This window comes from Haloarcula sp. 1CSR25-25, assembly GCF_032027985.1.
Lineage (GTDB): Archaea > Halobacteriota > Halobacteria > Halobacteriales > Haloarculaceae > Haloarcula.
In genome coordinates this window covers 541,214-564,637 of record NZ_JAHYBW010000002.1, presented here as the reverse complement: position 1 = coordinate 564,637, position 23,424 = coordinate 541,214, and the positions used below count along the sequence as shown (strand labels likewise).

Below are 23,424 nucleotides of genomic sequence, written 5' to 3'. Positions count from 1 at the left end.
TCCCCGAGTGGCCTGAAACGGAACCCTTGTTAGCCGCCGCCGCTGTGGTTTCGCTAATGAGTCACGACTCGCCGCCGGTCCGCCGCCTCGCGGACTGGGACCACGAGCGCCTGGAGGCGGTGGCTGCCGACCACGGCACACCGCTGTACGTCGTCGACCTCGACCGCGTCGCAGAGAACTACGAGCGGTTCGCCGCGGCGTTTCCCGACGCCCACGTCATGTACGCCGCGAAGGCCCACACCGGGCGGGCCGTCCTCTCGAAACTGCTGGAGACGGGAGCCGACATCGAGTGTGCGGCCTGGGGGGAACTCCAGCGGGCCATCGACGCCGGCGCGGACCCGAACACGCTCCAGTACACGGCCGTCAATCCGCCGGACCACGACCTCGACCGTGCCGTCGAACTGGCCGCCGAGAATCCCGGGCTGACGATTACGGGGGGCGCGCGGGACACCTTCGACCGCCTCGAGGAGCGCGGCTACGACGGCCGGGTCGCCATCCGCATCAACCCCGGCATCGGAACGGGCCACCACGAGAAGGTCGCGACCGGAAAGGACGCCAAGTTCGGCATTCCCTACGACGAGGTGCCCGCGGTCGCAGCGGACGTCCGCGAGCGCTTCGACCTCGTCGGCCTGCACGCCCACGCCGGCAGCGGCGTCCTCCACGACGACCTGGACGACCACTGCCGTGCCATCGCGAAGGTCGCCGACATGGGCCGGGAGGTCATCGGCGGCGGCGCGGCCCTGGATTTCGTCGACTTCGGCGGCGGCTTCGGGGTTCCGTACCGCGAGGACGTCGAGCCCCTGGACATGGACGTGGTCGGTGAGAAGGTTCGCGAGGCCGTCGGGGACCTCGACGCGCAGGTCAAACTCGAACCCGGTCGCTACGTCGTCGCCGACGCCGAGTGCATCCTCACCGAGGTCAACACGGTCAAGGAGACGCCGGCAGCGACCGTCGTCGGCGTCGACGCCTCGCTGGCGACGCTCATCCGGCCGGCGATGTTCGGCTCCTACCACCCGATCCGGAACGTCACCGCGCCGGACCGCGAGGCCGAACCGGTGTCCGTGGGCGGCCCCTGCTGTACGAGCGCCGACGTGTTCTGCACCGACCGGCCCGTCGCCCGACCCGAGCGGACCGACCTGCTTGCCATCGGCAACGCCGGCGCGTACGGCTACGAGCTGGCGAACCAGTTCCACTCACAGCCACGGCCGGCGGAAGTTGCCTTCGAGGGCGGCGAAACGCGGGTCGTGCGGGAACGCGAGACGCTTGCGGACGTGACACGCATGGAACAGTAATGACGTTCGACATCCCCTCGTTCCACCGGCAGGCCGTCGAGACGCCCTCCCACGAGCGCGTCGGCGAGATGCGCTCGTTGCTGGTCGACACGCTGGAAGACGCCGGCGAGTACCCCGAGATAGACGACCTCGGGAACGTGGTCGTGTCCCGTGGCGGCGACGACGGGACCCACGTCCTGCTCAACACGCACATCGACACCGTGCCGCCACACCTGCCCTACGAGCGGCGGCGGGAGCCGCCGGGACCGGACGAGACTGTCGACGGTACTGGCGGCGACGGGGACGGCGACATCGCCTGTGGCCGCGGCGCCTGTGACGCGAAAGGACCGCTCACGGCCCTGCTGGACGCGTTCCTCACCGTGACGCCCGACGACGGCCGCGTCACGCTGGCGATATCCACCGACGAGGAGACGACACAGACCGGCGGCGCACACCTCGCGGACACCATCGACGCCGACGGCTACATCGTCGGCGAGCCGACGGGACTCGACGTCTGTACGGCCGCCCGCGGCCAGTTCGAGGGTACGGTCACCATCCACGGCGAGAGCGCACACGCCGCCGATCCCGGCAGCGGCCACAACGCGATCCGGGCCGCCGCGCCTATCTTACAGGCGATGGAGTCGTATGATGACAAGAGAGGGCCCGACGAACACGGGACGCTGGGGTATCCAATCCTCACCCCCTCGATGGTTGAGGGCGGCGAGGCGACCAATCAGGTCCCGGCCGAATGCACCATCACGTTCGACCGGCGCAGCGTGCCACCGGAGACGAGCGAGTCGTTCTGTGCCGACCTGCAGGCCCACCTCGAACAGTGGCTCCCGGAATCGATGGGCCTCACCGTGGACCTCATCCGCCCGGACACGCCGTTTCCCGAGGCGTTCGCGACCGACACCGACGCGGAGCTGGTCCGCACGCTGCAGGAGGCCAGCGGCGGCGGGGTTCGGCAGTTCGGGGCCGCGACGGAAGCCTCGTACTTCGCTGCACACGGGCCGACCGTGGTGTTTGGCCCCGGCGACCTGAGCGACGAGGTGGGTGCTGTCGCGCACTCGAAACGCGAGTACGTCCGGCTTTCGGAGGTCCGGGCCGCTGCACGAGCCGTGCGGGAGACGGTCGAACGACTGGTCTGAGTGGCGGCCCCGCCGACAGACTGGCTTACGCCGACCGTCGCTGGACAAGGTCAGAGAGCGCCGTCGTCGCGTCTTCGTCTGTCACGCAGTCGAACTCCTCGTAGTAGTCGGCGGTGGCCTGGAACGCCGCCGGTTTCAGCGGGACAACGACGTCGTCGGCCCACTGCTGCACCTCGTCGAGCACGTCCGGCGGCGCGACGGGGGCGGCAGCGACGACCTCGTCGGCGCCGGCTTTCCGCAGGCGCTGGGTGGCGACGCGCATCGCCGCGCCCGTCGGAATCCCGTCGTCGACCAGCACCACTCGTTTCTCGGAGACGTCGAGTGGCCCCCACGTCTCGCCGTAGCCGACCGCCCGGGTCTCGACGGCGTCGCTCGCGTGCGTCTTGGCCTCCTGAACGTACTCCCAGTCCACGTCCAGGAACCGCATCATCGGGCTGTTTATCCACGAGAACCCGCCCGGCGCGACGGCCCCGATAGTCAGGTCGGGATGGGTCGGGGCCTGTATACGCTGTATTACAACGACATCCAGCTGAAGGTCGGTCGCGTCGGCGACCACCTTGCCGACCGGGACTCCGCTCGGTGCGAGCGCGACGACGACATCGCCGACAACATCCCGCCGGCGCAGCGCGGTCACGACCTGTTGCGCCGCATCCGAGCGGTCTGTGAACATATCTCACAATATGGAATCGCGCATCCTAACCGTTCCGATTGGTGGCCGAAATCAGGTGAACACTGCCGGACGGCAGCCGACCCTCGCCGGTCAGTCCTGTGGCACCGGCTGGTCCGGCTCCTGCCCGAGCTCTAGGGTCTCCTCGACCTGCGTGTAGGTCAGAACGAGCGCGAGGACCGCGAGTACGGCGCCGGCAGTGAACGGCGTGCTGAACGACCCGAGGTTGTACAGCAGTCCCGACGCCAGCGGGCCGGCAGCGACCCCGAGTCCGAACGCCATCGTCAGAACGGACAGCGTCGTCCCCGACCCGCGGGCGCCGGCGAGGTCTCCCGCGAGCGCGAGTGACGGCGCGAACACGAGTGCGACGGCGATTCCCTGGACGAACCGGGCCAGCAGCATGAGCCACGGGCCTGTGACGAGTCCCTGGACGAACACCGACGGGGCGAGCACGACGAACCCGGCGACGATGAACGGTCGGCGGCCGAAGCGGTCGCTCGCCCGCCCGATGGGCACCTGGAAGGCCACGTTCGCAATGACGACAGCGGCGAACTGGACGCTGAAAAACAGGGTCGACTCGTTCAGTCGCATTCGAATCGGGCCTTCGAGCGTGGCAAACAGCGCGATAGTGGTCGCCATCATGAAGGTGCCGACCCCGAGCACGAACACCGAATCCAGCCCCCGTCCCTCGCGGTCCAGAACCGCTATCGAGAGGTCTTTGCCCGCCTCGGCCTCGAACGGTGGGTCCCGAATCAGGGCCCACACGAGGACGAAGCTCACGACGGCGCCCAGCACGGCGACGGCGAAGGCGGCAGTGAAGCCGGATATCGCGGCGCCGGCGAACCGGTAGGTCACCACGTCGTTGGCGGCGAGCCCGCCGGTGATGACGACGCCGGCGATTATCGGCCCGAAGCCGAAGCCGATGAGCCGGAAGGTGTTGAACACGCCGAAGTTCCCGCCGCGCTCGGCGTCGCTCGCGGCGTAGTCGTTTACCAGCGCCACCGTCGCCGGAATCGTGAACGCCGCACCGAGTCCCTGAAACGCACGCGCGGCGAGGACCGTCCAGTACGAGGAGAGGAACGGGTAGGCCGCGCTCCCGATGGCGAAAAGTACCAGCCCGGTGAGGACGAATATCCGACGCTGCCCGGTCCGGTCCGAGAGCCGCCCGGTGAACGGCTGGCCGAAACTGTTCAGCAGGCCAAAGAGGGAGAGCACCAGCCCGATGAGCGTCTCCGTCTGGAGCGTGAACCCGAGCACCTGTTGGCCGACGATACCGGCAAGCGACACCTGGCCGCTGGCGATGTACAGGGGAAGCACGATGATGAGAAACGAGTTGCCCAATGCGTCCGCCATCCGGGCGAACGCGAGCGTCAGGACCCGCGAGTCAGTGCCGAGGACCATCTACCGCCCACGACGGCGGCCACGCCCCTGATAGTTGCGTTCGCCCGCGGCTGGACAGGTGTCGGCTCCAAAACGGGGACCGCCCTCAAATACCGTCGGCCTGCTGTTCCGCGATGCCCGTGTACCCGGTCGGGGTCAGCGCTTCCAGTTCGGCCCGCACCTCGTCGCTCACGTCGAGGTCGGCGAACATGGCGTGGAAGTCCTCGATGGTGACCTCGCGGCCCCGCGTGGCCTTCTTCACCTGCTCGTAGGCGTCTGCGTACCCCTCGCGGCGGAGGATGGTCTGGACGGCCTCGCCGATGACCTCCGGCGTGGCAGTCAGGTCGTCGTACATCACCTGCTCGTTGGGGACGACCTTCGCCAGCCCGTTCTGGCACTTGCTGTAGCCGATGAGGCAGTGGGCGAAGGCGGCCCCGATGTTGCGCTTGACCGTCGAGTCCGAGAGGTCCCGTTGAAGCCGGGAGTTCGTGACGTAGTCGCCGAGAAAGACCAGGTCGGAGTTCGCCTTCGAGAGGTTCCCCTCGCTGTTCTCGAAGTCGATGGGATTGACCTTGTGGGGCATCGTCGAGGACCCCGTCTCGCCCTCGACGGCCTCCTGCCCGAGGTAGCGGTCCGAGACGTACAGCCACACGTCCAGGTCCAGGTCCAGCAGGACGTTGTTCGCGCCCCGCAAGGCGTCGAACAGGACCGCGAGGTCGTCACACGGGTTGACCTGCGTCGTCAGCGGTTCCTGGTCCAGTCCGAGGTCGCCGACGAAGGACTCGGCGAACGCCGGCCAGTCGACGTCCGGGTAGGCGGCGACGTGGGCCGCGTAGGTCCCCGACGCGCCGGCCAGTTTCCCGGAGAGGGCGTCTGCGGCCCGCTCCACGCGGCCGATTGCCTGGCCCAGTCGGGAGGCGTAGACGGCCATCTCCTTGCCGAACGTCGTCGGCGTCGCCGGCTGGCCGTGGGTGCGGGCCAGCATCGGCACGTCTGCGTAGGTGTGGGCCATCTCCACGAGCGTATCTCGAATCTCGCGGAGTTCGGGCACCAGCACCTCCTGGGCGGCGGGCTTGACGAGCAGCCGCTGGGCGAGGTTGTTCACGTCTTCGCTGGTCAGCCCGAAGTGAATCCAATGAGCGGCGTCCAAATCCTCGGGCATGCCCAGCCGGATGAAGTACTCGATGGCCTTCACGTCGTGATTGGTCGCCGCGTACTCGCCGTAGCCCTCGGTTTCGAGCTGTTTGACGACAGTGGCGTCCTCGTCGTCGAACTCCTCGTACAGCGCCCGGAGCGTGGCGCGTTGCCCGTCGTCGATGGACAGCGGCGTGGCGTCGAGGTCGGCAAGGGCGATGAGGTACTCGACTTCCACTTCGACGCGGGCGGACATTAGCGCCCGCTCGCTGGCGTACGGGACGAGCGGTTCGGTGTAGCGGGCGTATCGGCCGTCGAGCGGCGAAACGGCGGCCAGTGGCCCTCTCTCGGTCATACCCGAGTGTGCGCGGGAGGCGCGAAAAAGCGTGTCGTTCTCCCCCAGCCGCGACGCCGTGCAGCAGCACTTGCGTCGACACGACAACTGGAAGGGAGCGGGGGAAGGGTTCGAATGCAAAAGGAAGGTCGCGACGTCAGTTGCTGAACTCGTTGCAGACCGGGATACCGACCGTGTTGTAGTCGCTCATCGCGGCCAGTTCGTCGGGCACCTGGTGGATGTCGACAGTGTCCTCTACCAGTGCTGTCGGGTCGAGTTTGCTCGATTCCACCATGTCGAGCATTTCGCTGTACCGCGACGGCTGCAGGCCGAGCGACCCCTTGAAGTCGATCTCCTTGGCGACGAACTCGTCGGTCGGGAGCGACACCATCCCTTCCTCCTCGCTGGTGGTCAGCCCGATCTGAACGTGCGTGCCGCCTTTGCGGAGCGAGTTCACCGCGTTCTGGCAGGTCGTTGCGATGCCGAGCGCGTCTGCGGAGACGTCGGCACCACCGTCAGTGATGGCTTTGACCTCCGTTGCGGGGTCGTCTACCTCCTTTGCGTTGACGGTGGCGACAGCGCCGAGGTCCTCCGCTCGGTCTAGCTTCTCGTCCATCAGGTCGACCCCGATGACGTTGCCACCGAGGGCGTTCGCGATGTGGACCGCCGAGAGCCCGATGCCGCCACAGCCGTGGATGACCACGTCGTCGCCGGCGCTGATCGGTGCCCGGTGGGCCATCGCGTGGAACGAGGTCATGAACCGACAGCCCATTCCGGCGGCCGACTCGGCGTCGATACCGTCGGGAAGCGGAACGGCGTTGAGGTCGGCGTTGGGAATGTGGACCTCCTCGGCGAACGCGCCGGGAGCCTGGTTCATGAACCCGAGCCCGATGTGGTTCTCACAGATGTTCTCTCGCCCGTTCCGACAGAGGTCACAGCTCCCGCAGGCGAAGTTGAACGGGATGGCGACCTCCTGTCCCTCCTCGAGGTTCTCGACGTCCTCGCCGACAGAGACGATACGGCCGGTCGGCTCGTGACCGAGGATGTGTGGCGGGTCGGGCCGGTAGCCGAACCAGTCCCAGTCCCCCTGCCAGCAGTGCCAGTCGGACCGACAGATACCACAGCCGATGACCTCGGCGACGGCACCGTCCGGCTCCGGCTCGGGGCGGTCGACGTCCTGTACTGTCAGCGGTTCCTGAAACTCTTCTAGTAGTACTGCTTGCATTACACATGGCACATAGTATATCTCACTAATTAAAATTATGATTTTATTCATACATGATTGGTACGGGTCACCAGGTCCGCTACCCACAGTTTTGCGGATTACGTGATAGCAGCGCCATACATCAGAGTCCCGTCCCGAGAACGACTTTCGACTTCCGGAGCCGGTAACGTTCCGGTATATGTAATAATTCTATCTGTATCAAACGACCTGAAAACGCTACGAGAGACGGACCGGGAACAGGCCCGCTGGCGGCATTCGCTCAGCGCAGCCAGCCGTAGTCGCTGTCGGCCTCGCCGAAGCGACCGTCCGGCGGGTCGAAGCGGTAGAGGTCCTGGCCAAGCGCGGCCCAGGCCAGCCCGTAGACGGTCGCCGTCGCGGGCTGTACCTCGAACCCGAGGAAGGCGATGGTCCCGAGGCCGAGCAACACGCCCAGCCACGGCGGCTGGATGCGGGTCCTGACGAGACCGGCCGCGACCAGCATCGACCCGGCCACCAGCACGAGCACGCCGATTCCGATTATCGCCTCGCCGCCCCCGTCGAGGAGGCGGAGCAGCTGTCCGGCCCCGAATACGAGGCCGCCGAGGCCGCCAGCCCACGCGCCGGCGGTCCCGGGCCGCTTCATCCGGGCCCCGTAGAAGTCCTCGACGGCGTAGTGCCCGGCCACGATACCGAGTGCGGAGACGACGATTCCGGCTAGGACTGGCTGGCTCGTGGCGGTCTGGCCGGTCGTGGACAGCGCCACGGCCCAGCCGACCCAGACGACACCACCGACGGCGGCGACCGCACCCGCGCGCTGACACCGTAGCTTCGCCATACGGGCGAGTCGGCGTCGGCCTACAAATGCACACCGCACCGAGGACGAGTAGTGCGGCCCGGGCACACGCCACAGGTCGGCCGGGGGTTTCGGAACAACTTTGCACGGGCCGGTCCGTCGGTCCCACATGAAACTCGCCGGTATGGCCAGCAACCGCGGCCGGAACCTCATGAACATCGCGGACCGCGCCCCGGGCGGGGCGTCCTTCGCCGTGGTCCTGACGAACGACGCCGACGCGCCGGTACTCGAAGCAGCCGCCGAGCGCGGCATCCCGACTGAAGTCGTCGAACGGGACGCGGGCGAGGCCCGCGAGGCCCACGAAGAGCGAATCCTCGATGCCCTCTCGGAGTACGACTTCGACCTCGTCACGCTGGACGGCTACATGCGCGTCCTCAGCGAGACGTTCCTCGATTCGGCCCCGACGACGCTGAACGTCCATCCGAGCCTGCTGCCGAACTTCGCGGGGGCGAACGCCCACGAGCAGGTCCTCGACGCCGGCGTGAAGGTCACCGGCTGTACCGTCCACGTCATCGACGAGAGCGTCGACGGCGGCCCCATCGTCACGCAGGAACCGATCCCCGTCTTCGAGGGCGACGACGAGGCCAGCCTCAAAGAGCGCGTCCTCTACGAGGGCGAGTTCACCGCGTACCCCCGCGTCGTCGAGTGGTTCGCCGAGGACCGCGTGACAGTCGACTTCGAGGAGGGCACGGTCTCGGTAGAGGGCGACGACGGCGGCGACTTCCCCGCCCGCCGCATCGTCTCGGACGACCTCGCGTCGAGCCTTCGTTACGGGGAGAACCCCCACCAGGACGCCGCGCTGTACGCCGACACGACCGTCTCGGAGGCCAGCGTCGTCCACGCCGACCAGTTGAACGAGGGCGCGAAGGCGCTGTCGTACAACAACTACAACGACGCCGACGGCGCCTTGAACCTCATCAAGGAGTTCGAGGAGCCCGCCGCCGCGGTCATCAAACACACCAACCCCGCGGGCTGTGCGACCGCCGACTCCGTGGCCGACGCCTACGGGAAGGCGCTGTCGACGGACCCGATGAGCGCCTTCGGCGGCATCGTCGCGCTGAACCGCGAGTGCGACGCCGCCACCGCCGAGCAGATCATCGACTCGTTCAAGGAGGTCGTCGTCGCACCCGGCTACACCGACGCCGCGCTCGACGTGCTGTTCGAGAAGGAGAACCTCCGGGTGCTGGACGTAAACGAGAACTTCGAAGTCACCGATAACCTGACCGAGAAGCCCCTCGTAGGGGGTCGATTGGTCCAGGAACGGGACACCCAGCACCTCTCGGCCGACGACCTCGAAGTCGTCACCGAGCGCGAGCCGACCGACGAGCAGGTCGAGTCGATGCTGTTCGCCTGGCACACGCTCAAACACGTCAAGTCCAACGGCATCCTCCTCGCCGACGGGACGGAGACGGTCGGCATCGGGATGGGGCAGGTGTCCCGGGTCGACGCCGTCCGACTGGCCGCGATGAAAGCCGACGAACACGCCGAGGGGAAAGACGCAGAGGGGGCCGTGATGGCGTCGGACGCGTTCTTCCCGTTCCCGGACGGCATCGAGGAGGCCGCCGCCGCCGGTATCGAGGCGGTCATCCAGCCCGGCGGCTCGAAAAACGACGAGAGCGTCATCGAGGCCGCGGACGAACACGACATGGCGATGGTGTTCACCGGCCAGCGGTCGTTCAGACACGACTGAGCGATAGCGAGCGAGTGTATGACCCGTACCGGCTGACTGCAGGCTTTTTCCAGGGCTACTATCGGCAACGAAAGACGTTTCATACCGGCTACTGAATCAGCGACCGATGGCAGACAACGACGATAGGGAGGAGGCGGTTCGCGACGCTGTCGATGTCTCCCGGAGCGGTGCCCCGGCAGGGGGCAGTGTCATCCGGGACCGGTTCTCGGCAGACGAGATATTCCAGCGCATCATCGCCGCTGCCGACGAAGAGGTGACGTCCGGAACCCGGGAGCTCTTTTTCAGCGGGCTCGCCGGTGGGTTCGCTATCACGGTGACGTTCCTGCTGTACGCGTCGCTGTACGGCACGACCGGCGGCGACCCGATACTGAGCGCGCTGCTGTACCCGCTCGGGTTCATCTTCATCATTCTCGGGGATTACCAGCTCTACACCGAGAACACGCTCCCGCCGGTCGCGCTCGTCCTCGAACGGCTGTCGAGCCTCCCGTCGCTGCTTCGCATCTGGGCCGTCGTCCTCGTGTCGAACGTCTTCGGCGGGATGCTCGGGGCGCTCGCGCTCGCGACGACCAACGTCCTCTCCGCCGACGCGGCGGCGGCCGCCGCCGGCTTCGCCCAGAAAGCCATCGAGACATCGCAGATAACGCTGTTCTCGAAGGCGGTGTTCGCCGGGCTCATCGTCGCCGGCGTCGTCTGGGTCGACTACTCGCTGCGGGACAGCATCTCACGGCTCGTGTTGATCTACATCGCTTTTCTGGCGATTCCGTTCGGGAACCTCTATCACGTCGTCGTCTCCGCGACGGAGATGTTCTACCTTGTCTTCATCGGGGAACTGGCGCTGTCTGTCGGCCTCTGGCAGTTCGTCCTGCCGGTGCTCGTCGGCAACTCCGTCGGCGGCGTCGTGCTCGTGACCGTCGTCAACTACTTCCATACGACCGAGCGACGGCTCGAAACGGCGCGGGAAGGAGGCTCCAAGCGCCAGCTCACCGTCCGGGAGTGGGTCTGGGGCGGGCTGTCCGCCTCCGGGCGCTCGTACGTGCCGGCGACGGACGAGGTTCCCACAAGCGACCCGGAGCCGCCGGAAGAGGAGCCCTGACACAAACCATTTCAACGCCCTCCGGCTATCGGTGGTGTGAACTGGGTGAAACGTAACCGCCTGCTGCTTCTGTTCGCCGCCGTCGTTCTGACGACGCTGGGGGCCGTCGGGCTGGGAATCGTCGGCGTCGTCGCGACAGTCGGGGCGCTTCTCGGCGGCGGCGCGGTCGTCCAGACCGTCGCCGCATTCCTGCTCGGCACACTGCTGCTTGTGGGCGTCGACGTCGTCCTCTCGGTCGCGCTGGTCCGTGCGCTGGCTCGGCGGGCGTCGGTGCCGAAGAGCCAGCGCGTCGCCGGCGGGCTCGCACGGCTGGAATCACTCGTTCCACCGCTCGCGTCGCTGGGGCTCTCCGACGTGTTCGCGCCATCTGTCGAGGACCGGCACGAGAGACTGACGCGCCGATACGTCGAGGGCGAGATATCCGAAGCCACCTACGAGCGCGAACTGCAGGCACTGCTCGGCGACGGCGAGGAGCCTGACACCGGGTCACTGGCGGATCTCGACCCTGAGTCCCCGGAGGAGGAAGGTACCGAGCAGACGCGTCCTATCGACACCGACCGCGAGCGAGAGCCGGCCCGGGAATGACACTGAGCGGGTTTTACATGGACGCCCGACGACAGGTCAGACATGGACGCACCCACGCTCCTCGAAGTCGAGGTGGAGCGGGACGCCGTCGCCTCGGTGCTCGACGCCGTCCCCGGCGTCGCCGTTGTCGACGACGCGACTGTCCCGACGCCACCGCCAGCGGAGTCTGACGAAGCCGACGGCCCCGGTCTGACGGACCGACTCGGGTCGCTGTGGCGACAGTGGGGACTGCTCGGCACGGGGCTGTCCCTCATCGCCCTCGGCGCGGCGACGGCCGGACTCTGGTGGTATCGTCGCCGCGGCGCTGACGGGGGCGGTGGCGAGAGCACCGAAGAGTACGCGTCGGACTGGGCCGCCCAGAGCCGGGGCGAGACGCCACCGCCGGCCGAACAAGCCCCTGATACGCCGTCCCCGACCGAAACGGACCTCGAGCCCACAGCGCCGGCCGGAGACGTCGACGACACGCCGACGCCGGAGACACGCCAGACGGCGCTGGCTTCGGAGACGCTGACGGGCCGGTCTGAACAGCGGCGGCGGGACACCGAACGGTCTGGCGTTGCCGAATCGGCAGCCGGGGTGGATGCGCCGGAGCGCGACGAGACAGAGCGTGGCGAGGCAGGGGGCGAGGAGACGGAGGCGGACGAGCGGCCGGAGGCGGACGAGCGGCCGGAGGCGAAAATCGACCCGGCACCGCTCCTGGGTGCCGCGTTCCTGGTTCTTTCGAGCGCGCTCGGCCGGTGGGCCACGCGCGACCGTAGCGAACAGGCGTAGCTACCGGCCCCTGGTTCGCAATCCCGGGAGCGAAGAACGGACACGCGGTCTGCACGTCGGAGACACACAACAGTCCGACAGGCTAAAGCGAGCGGCTCCGATAGCCCGACTATGGAGTTCCACGAGGCTGCGAACTTCCTCTTCGAGTTGCGCCGGTTCGCCCCGCGAGCCGGTACCGATGCCACGCGGGACCTGCTCTCGTCGCTCGATGACCCACAGGAGGGACTTCGCTGCGTGCAGATTGCGGGGTCCAACGGAAAGGGGTCCACAGCACGGATGGTCGAGCGAACGCTTCGGGAAGCGGGCCTCGACGTCGGGCTGTACACCTCACCGCATCTCGACGATGTGCGGGAGCGAATCCGTATCAACGGCCGGAAGCTCTCCGAAGCCGCCCTCGTCGAGTTCGTCGAGGCAGTCCGGACGCACGTGACCGAGCAGGGCGCGGCCAGCGAGTCGCCCACCTTCTTCGAGACGATGACTGCGATGGCGCTGTGGGAGTTCGACCGCCAGGACGTCGACGTCGCCGTTCTGGAGGTCGGTATCGGCGGCCGGTACGACGCCACGAGCGTCGTCGACCCGGTCGCCAGCGCCGTCACGTCCGTGACGCTCGAACACACCGACATCCTCGGCGACACCGTCGAAGAGATCGCCCGCGACAAAGCCCACGTCGCGCCCGAGGGCACCCCGCTGGTGACCGGCACGACCGGCGACGCGCTCGCCGCCGTCCGCGAGGTCGCCGACGGCGTCGTGACCGTCGGGAGCGCAGTCGAGACAGACCAGGGACCGTCGGAAAATGACGCCGATATAGTGGTACACTACCGCGGTCGTGAGGGCCTTGAGGGGTCGGTGTCGGTCGACGGCCCCGACTGGAGCGTCGATACCTCCCTCCCGCTGCTTGGCACACACCAGGCACAGAACGCCGGTATCGCGGCCACGCTGTGCCGGCAGGTCGCGGACGTCTCGCAGACGGCCCTCGAACGCGGCCTGCGGAACGCCCACTGGCCGGGCCGGTTCGAGGTGATGAACGAGTCGCCGCTGGTCGTCCTCGACGGGGCACACAACCCCGGGAGCATCGAGCGCACCGCCGAGACGCTGTCCGCGTTCGACTACGACGACCTCCACGTCGTCGTCGGCGCGATGGTCGACAAGGACCACGAGCGCATCGCCGCGGCGCTGCCGGACCCGGACCACGTCGTCGCCTGTCAGCCGAACGTCGACCGGGCGGAGTCCCACCACATCGTCGCGGCCGCCGTCGAGAAGGCGACCGACGCGGCCGTCGAGACGCGCCGCGACGTGGCGGGCGCGCTCGAACTCGCGCTCGACGCCGCGGAGTCCGGCGATGCGGTCCTCGTGGTGGGGTCGCTGTACGCCGTCCGGGAGGCCCGGACCAGATGGTCGCGCTCGCTGGTCCCCAAGCAGGTCGACTCGCTGGCCGAGGCCCGCGAGACTATCGAGGACGCCCACGTCACCGACGCCGGGGCCTGGCGGATGCGGGGCAAGGGCGTCCACCGCGTCCTGCGCACCCGCGTCCAGCCGCGACAGGCCCGGTACCTCAAGGAGGAACTCCTGTCCGTGGGCGGCGAATGTGCGGTGTCCGGTCTGAACGACCAGGACGAGGAGTCCGTCGACGTGGTCACGATGGCCACGATGGCACAGTACAGGCGCCTCACGGAGAAACTGGACGGCCAGCCCTACGGGCTCGCGTCCTTTGCCGACGAACTGCGGGCGGCGCTGTCCATCCAGCAGCCCGAGCCGGACGCGTCGACGGCCCACCCCTGGGACGACGGCACGGCCGTCATGGGCATCTGCAACATCACGCCGGACTCCTTCCACGACGGCGGCGAGTACAACGCCGTCGAGGACGCCGTGGCCCGCGCCGAGCGGATGGTCGAGGCGGGCGCGGACATCCTCGACATCGGCGGGGAGTCGACACGGCCCGGTGCCGAACCCGTCCCGGTCGAGGACGAGATCGACCGCGTCGTCCCGGTCATCGAGGCGCTCTCGGACCTGGACGTGGCAATCTCCGTCGACACGCGGAAAGCCCCCGTCGCGCGGGCGGCGCTGGACGCCGGCGCGGACATCCTGAACGACGTGTCCGGCCTCGAAGACCCCGAGATGCGCCTCGTCGCTGCCGAGTACGACGTGCCGGTGGTCGTGATGCACTCGATCGAAACGCCGGTCGACCCCGACAGCGACATCCACTACGACGACGTGGTGGAGGACTGCATCGACCAGCTGACAGAGCGCGTCCTGCTTGCGGAGAAAGCCGGACTGGACCGCGACCAGATCATCGTCGACCCCGGCATCGGGTTCGGGAAATCAGCCACGGAGAGCTTCGAACTCCTCGACCGCCTTCCGGAGTTCGAGGCGCTTGGCTGTCCCGTCCTGGTCGGGCACTCCCACAAGTCGCTGTTTCGCGTAGTCGGCCAGGAGGCGGGCGACTGTCTGGAGGCAACCATCGCCGCGACGGCGCTGGCGGCCGAGCGGGGAGCCGACATCGTTCGCGTCCACGACGTCCCCGAAAACGTTGCCGCCGTTCGCGTCGCCGAGGCGACCCATAATCCCCAGGCGTTCGAAGACTGAGTCGGCCAGCCGCGAGGGTGCCACGAACGACTGGTGCCCCAAATTTTGCGTCGTCCGTTCATATTTCTCAGCGGTGAGAATCGGGGGCGAACATATAACCCCCGCGTCGTTTGACTCCCCGCCATGGAATTCCAGAGCGAGAGTGCCGGCTCTCGAAGACGCATCACTGAATCTGATCGGTCAGGCGTCGACGGCGCGACCCTTACCGACCGTATCGGACTGGACAGCGGGGAGATACGCTGGCGCAAGGAGTTCACCGGGTTCGACGAGTCGGACGTCGACAATCTCACCGCGATGGCAGACGAGACGAACGCCCGGGCCGAAGCTGTCGTCGACGATTTCTACGAGCACCTCCAGTCGTTCGACGAGACCGTCGAGATATTCGGGCGGTCCACCAAGTCGGTCGACCAGCTGAAGAACACCCAGACGCAGTACCTCCGCGACCTCGTCGCCGGGAGTTACGACAGACAGTACTTCGAGAACAGGGCCCGAATCGGGAAACTTCACGACATGCTCGACCTCGGCCCGAAGATCTATCTCGGCGCCTACAGCATCTACGTCGAACACTTCCTGCGGACGATCGTCGAGGACCTGCAGTCGGGCGACGCCGACCGGGACGAAGCGCTCGAAGAGATGCAGTCGCGGGCGCTCTCCGTGTTCAAGCTCCTCAATCTCGACCAGCAGGTGGCGATGGACACGTACATCGACTCCTACAGCCAGCGCCTGGAATCGGCGATCGACGACCAGCAGGCGCTGATGCAGGAGGTCGAGAACGGACTCCGGCAGCCCATCGACGAACTGAGTACCTCCGCCGAACAGGTCGCACAGACGAACCAGCAGGTCACTGCGACCGCTGAGAGCCAGTCCGAGTCGATGGACCAGGTGGCGGGCGAGGTCGCGGATATGAGCGCGACCATCGAGGAGATTGCCTCGACCGCCGAGGAGGTGGCAAGCACCAGCACGTCGGCCGAACGGAAGGCCGAACGCGGGAACGAAGCCGCACAGGAAGCGGCGGCCATGATGAACGACGTCGATGACGCCGTCGATACGGTTTCCTCGGACATCGCCGGACTGCAGGAGCAGGCCGACGAGATCGACGACATCGTCGAGGTGATAAACGATATCGCGGACCAGACGAACATGCTCGCCCTGAACGCGTCTATCGAGGCCGCCCGGGCCGGAGAAGCGGGCGACGGGTTCGCCGTCGTCGCCGACGAGATCAAGACGCTCGCGGGGGATTCCCAGGAACACGCGAACCAGATCGAGGACACCGTCACGGAGATCCAGGACGAGACCGTCGACGCCGTCGAGAGCCTCGAAACCGTGACCGAGCAGGTGACGGAGGGCATCGACCAGGTAGAGACGGCGACCGAGCGACTCGAGGAGATCGTCTCGGCGGTCAACGAGGCGTCACAGGGCATCCAGGAGGTGTCCGCGGCGACCGACGACCAGGCGGCGTCGACCGAGGAGGTCGCCAGCATGGTCGACGAACTGTCCAGCGGCATCGACGACATGTCGGCCCAGCTCGAGGACCTCGCGGCGACGAACGAAAGACAGACGGAGAAGATTCAGGACGTGGCCGAGACCGCCCGCCGGCTCGACACCGAGACGGCGTAGTTTCGACCCACAGCACCGGCGACTGGATTACTCCTCTGGTTCGGGCGGTTCGACGGCCTCGGCCTCCGTCTCGGTCACGCGGATACCCTTCGAGGCGAGGTGGCGCATCTGCCGGCGGACGAAGTCCTCCTCCGTCGTCCCTCGGGTCGCGAGAATGACCATCCGGGCGTTGCCGGCCGGGCGCATCGTCCGCCCGGCCCGCTGTGCCCCCTGGCGGCGTGACCCGCCGAGCCCGGAGGCGACGATAGCGAGTTCGGCGTCCGGCAGGTCGATGCCCTCGTCGCCGACCCGAGAGACGACGAGCGTGTCCAGTTCGCCCCGGCGGAACTCGTCGAACAGCTTCTCCCGGCGGGCGTGTGGCGTCTCGCCGCTGATAAACGGCGCACCGATGGCCTCGCTGATGGCCTCGCCCTGGTCTAAGTACTCGATGAACACGAGCGCCTTCGCCGCGGGGTTCTCTGCCAGCGCGTAGCGTATCTCGTCGACCTTCCCTGTGTTGCTGGCGGCGGCCTGCCGGCGGTCGTGGCCCGAGGTAGAGGTGTACTCGGACTGTTCGGTCTCGTTGCCCCACGGCACGAGGCGGATCTCGACCTCCGGTTCGGCGACGTAGCCCTCGTCGAACAGCTTGCCCCAGTCCGTTCCGATTGGCGGGCCGACGAGCGTGAATATCTCCTCCTCGTCGTCGCTCTCCCTGGTCGGCGTGGCAGTCAGCCCCAGGCGGTGTTTGGTCTGGAGGTCCGCGCTCCGGCGGTGTATCGGCGAGGGGACGTGGTGGACCTCGTCGTAGACGATGAGGCCCCACTTGCGCTGGTCGAACAGCTTCCGGTGGCGGTCCATGCCGGCGGTGCGGTAGGTGGCGATGGTGACCGGGCGGATGGACTTCTCGCCGCCGTGGTACTCGCCGATGTCGTCGTCCGTGAGCGAGGTGTGGCGAACCAGTTCGTCGTGCCACTGGGTCGCGAGTTCGCGCGAGGGGACGAGAATCAGCGTCTCGCCGCCGACGGCGGCCATCGCGCCCATCGCGGCGACGGTCTTGCCCGACCCGGGCGGGCCGACGAACACGCCCGAGCCCTGCTCGGTGAACCGCTCCACCCAGTCCTGCTGGTAGTCCCGCAGGCGCAACAGGAGGTCCATCTCGATGGCGTCGCCCGTCTCGAGGTCGCGGTCGTCCCGGACCGGGTAGCCCGCCTCGTACAGCGTCCGCTTGATCTCGGCGGTCGCGTCCTCGTTGACCCACGACTCCGAGTCCGAGATGGGGGCCCGGAGGTGGTCGTCGTCGAGCTTCTGGCGGGCGACGTTGCCCATCAGGTCGTCGCTCTCGGCTTCGAGAACGACGTAGCCGTCCTCGTGGGTCTTCAGGCGGAACTTCCGGGCGCGCTCCCACTGGCTCGTGACCCACTCTTCGAGATGGGGCGAGCGCTCGCCCAGCACGTCACGCATCGTCGCCAGGAGGTCCTCCAGGGACTCGTGCGGTGCGGCCCAGATGTCCTCCTCGCGGAGTTCGTACACGTAGCCGCCCGAGCGGTTGGTGTCCTGCAGGCGGGCGAACTGCGAGAGCTGTGCCCGCGTGAACTGCTCGGGGTGCTCGACGACCACCTCCCGGCGGTCGGGGAACAGGACGACGCGCTCGCGGTCGGTCACCTCGGCGATGTCCGTCGGGTACCACACGGACTCCACCTCGGACACGTCCTGGCGCTCGATGTCGCCGTCGGCGGCGAGACGCTCCAGCGCCGCCCGCGCATCGTCGGGCGTCAGGTCCGTCTTCCGGGAGAGCTCCGTGGCCGTCAGATGCGGGCGGCCGACGGCGTCGATGGCGTCGTAGACGGCGTCGAGTTCGAGTTCCGTGGCGGGGTCCGAGTCGTCGTCTCGGTCGGCTGGCTCCTCGGCTGTCACTACCGACCAGAGGGGGTCGACGCTCAAACGGGTTTCGTCTGGACACCCCCGCTGCCGGTCCGAAGACGGAGACGAACGTAGCCCCACCCGGACCTGCCGGCGTGGTCGAGCGAGTCGTGGCCGTGTTGTTTCCCGCTCGGGCTGGTGCTCCCCGGCGGATTCCGAGTCATCCCGTGTGACTGATACGGATTATTGGAGCGATTTACCAGTATGTTCCGACCCCGGAGTCGGAGCTATCCGGCCTTGTTGAAGCCCCCACTCGGTGATAGGTTTCAGCAGTCCTGCTGAATACAGAGCGCGTAGTCAGCATCCGAGTAGATTCCGGGAGAGAGTTGTAGATGCGTGAGATACTGAGCGAAGGTTCGATGTGGAAAGTATCGGAGGCCGAGAAGCAGGGGTTCTGAGTGGGGTACTGGTGCCCCCTTTCACAAATGGGCGCCGATGGTCGTCGTATCGAAGGCACCGGAAACACGCTCAACATCGCCGCCACACTCAAGACAGGTCAACCACTTAGATGGTGGCGCTACAGGCGTTCGTTCCTGTTAGGAGCTGATCTTTCTCCGTGCCGTGACGCGGTTGAATTCCTATGTCTGTGAACGGAAATGATGCCGGCCTTTAGATTGGGTCGTCAACGTCAGTTAAGATACGGACACCTTACACCTCCTCGGCCTGCTTTTATATCCTGGACTGTGGTAACTTTTTACATGGTAAACGATAATGTACACTCATCGCAGCCTAAAGGACTCACCGAGACGAACAGCACACAAGTGACTGAGGCGTTCGCCGCGCTGGCCAACGAGACGCGGGTAGAAATCCTACTGGTGCTCTGGAGCGCCATGGACCCCCGCCCTGAGACCGACGCCTCTGAGACTCTCCCTTCGTTTGTGGAGCTGTACGATCGAGTGAAGTACGACCAGACCTCGAACTTTCAGTACCACTTAGAGAAACTCACAGGCCAGTTCGTCAACAAAACTGACGAGGGGTATAGGCTCACCACCAGTGCCAAACGAGTTCTCAGCACAGTGTTGGCTGGAACGGTAACCGACGCCCCGTCGTTCGCGGAAGAGCGAATCGACGCCGCGTGTATGCTCTGTGGAACATCAACAATTGTGGACTACAGCGACGGTGTCCTCACCCAGCGCTGTCCCAGCTGCGATGGGGTGTCACAAGAGCCCAACGAGCCGGAGGGGGTCATCGCCAAGGAGTATCGCCCGCCGGTCGGACTGAAAAACCGTACGCCGCAAGAGTTCGTGCAGCAAGGCAAAACGTGGCAGCGCCACCAACGGCATGCGTTTATCGAGGGGGCCTGTCCCGAGTGCTCCGGAACGATTACGACCACAATCTCCGTATGTGACGACCACGACAGCCACGATCTCACAGTCTGTCAGCACTGTGAACGGGTGCACGAAATCGATGCGAGTTTCGTCTGCGATGTCTGTAAGTCCAGTATTCGGACGGGGATCTGGAACACGATCCTGACTGAAGTCGCCGTGATTGCCTTCTTCCACGACCACGGACTGGACACCAAGGCGCTCGAAGACAAGTTCGAATACGGTGTCCTGTTTGATGCGGTCGAACAGGTAACAGTAGACGCGGAGGAACCACTGGAGATCGCTGTGAAAGTCGAACTCGACGGCGACAGCCTCACCATCATCCTCGATGACGAGGCTGACGTTATTGACGTGACCGAACGAGTCCGGAAAGCGCCGTGAGCGCCATCCCACGTTACTGTCTCGTACTCTCTGTCCTGTGGTTCAACTCTGCTTGACTGTCGACTCGGCTACTATAATATTTTATAGATTACATTTACGACCATCGCTCAACAATTTATCAGTGTCCTGTAGTCACAGCGGGACAGGACAGCCAGTAGCTGAGATAGACCTGCCGATTGGTGGGTCGACGGCACGCCGTCGTGTGGCAAACCCCGAAATGAATCTGTACGTATTGCTGGCATCGACACCACAAGAAAACACTACGCCTGGTACCCGACCCTCAGGACGACAGACATCAGAATAGGAGAGGGCTACGATGATCGACTCATCAATCACAAACCGGCGGACAGTTCTGCAAACAGCAGGTGGGCTCATTGCTGGCAGCGTGCTACTCACCGAGTTCCAGGCCGACAGTGACGGGCAGGAAGATGAGAGCCAGGACGAGCAGCAAGACCTCCCATCCATGATCGAGAGTCATGGGCATTACTCGTGGTTCCCGCTCGGACCTGAGTCGTGGGGCCGTAAGGAGGAGCCCTACGACATGGAGGAGGGGGAGAGTCGCTGGCTGGCCGAACCGACCGACGAGGGCGGCGTGCGCATTCTCGTGTCGAATCTTGGGACGGAGCCTCCGAATCGGAATGCGGGTTTCGACGTGCATCTCGGGTCGGTCGGCGAACTCGAGACAATCACCATTGACGCCCGTACGCTCCAGACCCCAAATACGACGGGACCAGCCGTCCTGTTCCTTGGCCTGTTCCTCGACATAGACGATAACGGGGAGTTCCTGACGTGGGAGACCACCGATGGAATCGAGCGTCCGACCGGACCCGGTAACGATGATGAAGGCGTTGCGTTTTATGGTGCAAACGGAGCCGTGATTGTTGACGGCGACACCTCCTTTCGACTCATTAATAAAGAAATCGAGGCGACACTGGCCGAGTTACAGAATGGGAGTGTCGAGGGAATTACTGGAGAGACGGCAGCCGGCCTCTACGTCGGCGCCGTCAACGGCGGCGAGGGTACCGACGAAATTGTGGTCGACGACGTGCGCGTCTCCCGGTCATAGTGAATGCCAAATCAATAAAAAGTGCTCCGTGACTGAGCTAAGCAATCGTTCAGCGTTGATCAATCATCAACATGGACACTGTTCGGACTAAACCCGAGTGGTGTGCACCAGACAGACTGATATCAAACGGGAGAGTCAGTTATGAGTGATCAAGAGGACACGAACACAGATTTTTCGGACAAGAAATCCAACGCAACGGATAATAAAAAAAGGCAATCCAGTGGATGTCCATTCCACAACGATACCAGCGAAACCAAAGAAGTGTCACAGGTTCAAAACAACGATGGGCCCGAGAAACCAGGGTTGGCTGATCGGCCAGTAAACCGTCGCTCGTTCATGCGGACGGCACTGGCGATCGGCGGTTCGAGCGCACTCACAGCGGTCATCGGCGCACAACCGGGTGCCGGTGTCAAAGGTGAAGGATACAGTTTTGATGTGCCCCAGGGACCAGAGAACCCGAATGCGTTTCCGGAGCGCCAACACGCCTGGGCGCAAGACCTCAAGACAGATCCGTTCGGGAACGGTGTGCTGCCGAATCACCAACTTATCCTCTTTCTGAACTACAAGGGCGGTAGTACCCCAACTGGAAAAGAACGGAAGGAAGTCGAGGCAGCATTCCGGACACTGGAGCTGGCTTTTCAGCGGCTTTCCGGTGGGGACTCTGCCGGCGACAATGAGGGACTCGTGTTCATGGTAGGATACTCCCGGTCGTATTTCGACCGGTTCGAGCAGGATCTGCCGAATGCCGTCGACTTCCTCCGGCCTGAGGAGGTCCTTCGAAGAACGGACGACGACCCCGACAAGGCGGACAACTACGACGCCGTAACTCTACTCTCGTCGGCCACCGTCTCAGTGTTACTGGGGTCCGAGGAGGCACTCTTCGGCGAACTCGACACCCTCAACGGCGTCAGCGTGCGCGGGAGTTTAGAGGGAATCTTTGAGAAGGCGGAACGGCGGACGGCCTTTGTGGGGAAGGGGCTCCCTCGGGACAACCTCGTGGAGGACCCAGACGTTCCCCTTACTGACGAGGAAACCGACGAGATTACTGACGAGCACGTCAAGGAGAGTCTTCGCGAGGAGGCCCCGCTTTCGATGGGGTACAAGTCGGGGTTCAAGGACAACTTGGCGACGGAGGACGCTGCGACGATTACGACGGGTCCGTTCAAGGAGGGAACGACCTTTCAGGTTTCAAAGCTCGAGTTAGACCTTGGGAAGTGGTACGAGAACGACCGACAACGCCGGGATGAACTCATGTTCAGCCACGAACACTCGCCGTCTGACATCGGTGATATCGGGGAAAAACTCGAAGACGATAGTGGCATCAGTGAAGAGATAGTCGACGATCTCGAGAAGACGGCGGAAAACCGGGGTCGGGTCGGTCATGCCGCGAAGACGGCCGGGGCCAGAAACGAGGACTTCGAACCGCTCATTCTTCGCCGATCCGAGGGCGTCAACAACAGTCTCGTTCACCCCAAAGAGGGGAAAGTAGGTTTCAATTTCTCCGCGGTGATGGAAGACATCGAGGATTTCGTCAAGACGCGGCAGGCGATGAACGCCTCGCATCTCGACAATCACATCGGGGAGGGGGGCCACGGTATCCTTCCATACATGGAGGTCACCAACCGCGCGACGTTCCTCCTCCCGCCTCGAAAGCACCGCTCGCTCCCACTCCCACTTCCTAACGAGTGATTACTCCCGCAGGACATCGTTCCTATAGGTGTTCAGGAAGGTTCCTGAACTTTCGCTCTGATGCATAGAGCCTCTGTATCGGTCACACCGGTACTGACAGATTCTGAGCAGTTCGAAAAGGCACTGCTGCATACAGGGCGCGTATGAAGCATGGGTCCCAGCTGGTCGGTCGTATGTCACTCGGATGCTCGTCACACCATCGCAACGTGAAAATGCTACCAGTTCACATGGACGGGCGTCCTATATCGGCGTGGAGAGACTGACACATGGCAATATCAACCGCCGAAGAGGAAGTCCAAGCTGTATCCGACCAGTACCGTGATGCACTCGAAGAGTTATTGGACGGGGATGCCAGTCCTATGGCGGACATCTGGTCGCACGAGGACGACGTGACGACCATGCATATAAACGGTGGTCGGGAGCAGGGCTGGGAGGCCGTCGGTGGGGGTCTGGAGGGATTCGCGTCAGCGTGTACAGATGGCACAGTCACCCGCACGGATCACGTCATCCGCGTCACCGGCGACCTTGCATACGAGCTCTACAACCAGTCGATATCGGTGACCTTTGCGGGTGAACCGCTCTCCGTGGAGGGCCGGGTGACAAACGTCTATCGGAAGGAAGGGGACGAGTGGAAAGCCGTCCACCACCACGGCGACCTCGACGCCGAGTTAGCCGAGAGAGTGGCGAACATGGGTGCCTGAGCGACCGACGGACGTTCGGCCTCCCGATTCGAT

18 protein-coding genes are annotated in these 23,424 nt (G+C 65.3%); 12 read left to right on the top strand and 6 right to left on the bottom strand.

Annotated elements, in window-relative coordinates; translation table 11 throughout:
• Positions 1 to 56: 56 nt before the first annotated feature.
• The gene (gene lysA, locus KZ498_RS07955; protein ID WP_312618152.1) at positions 57 to 1,292 is read left to right on the top strand and encodes a diaminopimelate decarboxylase; all 1,236 of its coding nucleotides are present in this window, start codon (positions 57 to 59) and stop codon (positions 1,290 to 1,292) included.
• Positions 1,292 to 2,419: a M20 family metallopeptidase gene (locus KZ498_RS07950; protein ID WP_312618151.1), complete on the top strand. Its 1,128-nt coding sequence runs from the start codon at positions 1,292 to 1,294 to the stop codon at positions 2,417 to 2,419. Before lysA ends, KZ498_RS07950 begins: the two co-directional genes overlap by 1 nt.
• Positions 2,420 to 2,444: 25 nt before the next feature.
• On the opposite strand, the gene KZ498_RS07945 is transcribed toward KZ498_RS07950, so the two are convergent.
• The 5 genes from KZ498_RS07945 to KZ498_RS07925 all read right to left on the bottom strand — a co-directional run bounded on the left by KZ498_RS07945 (position 2,445) and on the right by KZ498_RS07925 (position 7,973).
• Positions 2,445 to 3,089 carry a phosphoribosyltransferase family protein gene (locus tag KZ498_RS07945; RefSeq protein WP_312618150.1) on the bottom strand — a complete coding sequence of 215 codons (645 nt, stop codon included), beginning with the start codon at positions 3,087 to 3,089 and terminating at the stop codon, positions 2,445 to 2,447.
• Between the two features lie 90 nt (positions 3,090 to 3,179).
• Positions 3,180 to 4,487, bottom strand: a complete 1,308-nt coding sequence (locus KZ498_RS07940; RefSeq protein WP_312618149.1) for an MFS transporter — start codon at positions 4,485 to 4,487, stop codon at positions 3,180 to 3,182.
• 85 nt (positions 4,488 to 4,572) lie between these two features.
• Positions 4,573 to 5,955, bottom strand: coding sequence for an adenylosuccinate lyase (gene purB / locus KZ498_RS07935; protein WP_312618148.1), 1,383 nt, complete (start codon positions 5,953 to 5,955; stop codon positions 4,573 to 4,575).
• Positions 5,956 to 6,091: 136 nt separating this feature from the next.
• Positions 6,092 to 7,159: a zinc-dependent alcohol dehydrogenase family protein gene (locus KZ498_RS07930; protein ID WP_312618147.1), complete on the bottom strand. Its 1,068-nt coding sequence runs from the start codon at positions 7,157 to 7,159 to the stop codon at positions 6,092 to 6,094.
• Between the two features lie 259 nt (positions 7,160 to 7,418).
• Positions 7,419 to 7,973, bottom strand: coding sequence for a hypothetical protein (locus KZ498_RS07925; RefSeq protein WP_312618146.1), 555 nt, complete (start codon positions 7,971 to 7,973; stop codon positions 7,419 to 7,421).
• 127 nt (positions 7,974 to 8,100) lie between these two features.
• Here KZ498_RS07925 and purH point away from each other — a divergent pair, with 127 nt between their 5' ends.
• The 6 genes from purH (at position 8,101) to KZ498_RS07895 (ending at position 16,330) form a co-directional block, all read left to right on the top strand.
• On the top strand, positions 8,101 to 9,681 hold the full coding sequence (gene purH, locus KZ498_RS07920) for a bifunctional phosphoribosylaminoimidazolecarboxamide formyltransferase/IMP cyclohydrolase (protein WP_312618145.1): 1,581 nt from the start codon (positions 8,101 to 8,103) through the stop codon (positions 9,679 to 9,681).
• A 106-nt stretch (positions 9,682 to 9,787) separates the two neighbouring features.
• Positions 9,788 to 10,774: a formate/nitrite transporter family protein gene (locus KZ498_RS07915; RefSeq protein WP_312618144.1), complete on the top strand. Its 987-nt coding sequence runs from the start codon at positions 9,788 to 9,790 to the stop codon at positions 10,772 to 10,774.
• Between the two features lie 36 nt (positions 10,775 to 10,810).
• Positions 10,811 to 11,359 carry a hypothetical protein gene (locus KZ498_RS07910; protein ID WP_396276105.1) on the top strand — a complete coding sequence of 183 codons (549 nt, stop codon included), beginning with the start codon at positions 10,811 to 10,813 and terminating at the stop codon, positions 11,357 to 11,359.
• 42 nt (positions 11,360 to 11,401) lie between these two features.
• Complete coding sequence (locus tag KZ498_RS07905) at positions 11,402 to 12,130, top strand: hypothetical protein (protein ID WP_312618142.1); 729 nt, start codon at positions 11,402 to 11,404, stop codon at positions 12,128 to 12,130.
• A 111-nt stretch (positions 12,131 to 12,241) separates the two neighbouring features.
• Positions 12,242 to 14,713 (top strand): dihydropteroate synthase, encoded by a 2,472-nt coding sequence (folP, locus tag KZ498_RS07900; RefSeq protein WP_312618141.1) that lies wholly within the window; start codon positions 12,242 to 12,244, stop codon positions 14,711 to 14,713.
• A gap of 123 nt (positions 14,714 to 14,836) precedes the next feature.
• Positions 14,837 to 16,330 carry a globin-coupled sensor protein gene (locus KZ498_RS07895; protein WP_312618140.1) on the top strand — a complete coding sequence of 498 codons (1,494 nt, stop codon included), beginning with the start codon at positions 14,837 to 14,839 and terminating at the stop codon, positions 16,328 to 16,330.
• Positions 16,331 to 16,357: 27 nt separating this feature from the next.
• Here KZ498_RS07895 and KZ498_RS07890 read toward each other — a convergent pair whose 3' ends face one another.
• Positions 16,358 to 18,223, bottom strand: a complete 1,866-nt coding sequence (locus KZ498_RS07890; protein WP_312618139.1) for a DEAD/DEAH box helicase family protein — start codon at positions 18,221 to 18,223, stop codon at positions 16,358 to 16,360.
• Between the two features lie 689 nt (positions 18,224 to 18,912).
• Between KZ498_RS07890 and KZ498_RS07885 the strand changes: the two genes are divergently transcribed.
• The 4 genes from KZ498_RS07885 to KZ498_RS07870 all read left to right on the top strand — a co-directional run bounded on the left by KZ498_RS07885 (position 18,913) and on the right by KZ498_RS07870 (position 23,391).
• Positions 18,913 to 19,935, top strand: coding sequence for a hypothetical protein (locus tag KZ498_RS07885; RefSeq protein WP_312618138.1), 1,023 nt, complete (start codon positions 18,913 to 18,915; stop codon positions 19,933 to 19,935).
• 316 nt (positions 19,936 to 20,251) lie between these two features.
• Positions 20,252 to 21,001, top strand: coding sequence for a hypothetical protein (locus KZ498_RS07880; RefSeq protein WP_312618137.1), 750 nt, complete (start codon positions 20,252 to 20,254; stop codon positions 20,999 to 21,001).
• Between the two features lie 336 nt (positions 21,002 to 21,337).
• A complete protein-coding gene (locus tag KZ498_RS07875; protein ID WP_312618136.1) occupies positions 21,338 to 22,690 on the top strand; it encodes a hypothetical protein in 1,353 nt (450 codons plus the stop codon).
• A 266-nt stretch (positions 22,691 to 22,956) separates the two neighbouring features.
• Positions 22,957 to 23,391 carry a nuclear transport factor 2 family protein gene (locus KZ498_RS07870; RefSeq protein ID WP_312618135.1) on the top strand — a complete coding sequence of 145 codons (435 nt, stop codon included), beginning with the start codon at positions 22,957 to 22,959 and terminating at the stop codon, positions 23,389 to 23,391.
• Positions 23,392 to 23,424 lie beyond the last annotated feature (33 nt).

Excerpts from the sequence above, each read along its gene's own strand:
- KZ498_RS07875 (WP_312618136.1), top strand. The coding sequence starts at position 21,338 with ATGCGGACGGCACTGGCGATCGGCGGTTCGAGCGCACTCACAGCGGTC.
- purH (WP_312618145.1), top strand. The coding sequence starts at position 8,101 with ATGAAACTCGCCGGTATGGCCAGCAACCGCGGCCGGAACCTCATGAAC.
- KZ498_RS07880 (WP_312618137.1), top strand. The coding sequence starts at position 20,252 with ATGATCGACTCATCAATCACAAACCGGCGGACAGTTCTGCAAACAGCA.
- KZ498_RS07940 (WP_312618149.1), bottom strand. The coding sequence starts at position 4,487 with ATGGTCCTCGGCACTGACTCGCGGGTCCTGACGCTCGCGTTCGCCCGG.
- folP (WP_312618141.1), top strand. The coding sequence starts at position 12,242 with ATGGAGTTCCACGAGGCTGCGAACTTCCTCTTCGAGTTGCGCCGGTTC.
- KZ498_RS07930 (WP_312618147.1), bottom strand. The coding sequence starts at position 7,159 with ATGCAAGCAGTACTACTAGAAGAGTTTCAGGAACCGCTGACAGTACAG.
- KZ498_RS07915 (WP_312618144.1), top strand. The coding sequence starts at position 9,788 with ATGGCAGACAACGACGATAGGGAGGAGGCGGTTCGCGACGCTGTCGAT.
- KZ498_RS07945 (WP_312618150.1), bottom strand. The coding sequence starts at position 3,089 with ATGTTCACAGACCGCTCGGATGCGGCGCAACAGGTCGTGACCGCGCTG.
- KZ498_RS07925 (WP_312618146.1), bottom strand. The coding sequence starts at position 7,973 with ATGGCGAAGCTACGGTGTCAGCGCGCGGGTGCGGTCGCCGCCGTCGGT.
- KZ498_RS07950 (WP_312618151.1), top strand. The coding sequence starts at position 1,292 with ATGACGTTCGACATCCCCTCGTTCCACCGGCAGGCCGTCGAGACGCCC.
- KZ498_RS07870 (WP_312618135.1), top strand. The coding sequence starts at position 22,957 with ATGGCAATATCAACCGCCGAAGAGGAAGTCCAAGCTGTATCCGACCAG.
- KZ498_RS07895 (WP_312618140.1), top strand. The coding sequence starts at position 14,837 with ATGGAATTCCAGAGCGAGAGTGCCGGCTCTCGAAGACGCATCACTGAA.
- purB (WP_312618148.1), bottom strand. The coding sequence starts at position 5,955 with ATGACCGAGAGAGGGCCACTGGCCGCCGTTTCGCCGCTCGACGGCCGA.
- lysA (WP_312618152.1), top strand. The coding sequence starts at position 57 with ATGAGTCACGACTCGCCGCCGGTCCGCCGCCTCGCGGACTGGGACCAC.
- KZ498_RS07905 (WP_312618142.1), top strand. The coding sequence starts at position 11,402 with ATGGACGCACCCACGCTCCTCGAAGTCGAGGTGGAGCGGGACGCCGTC.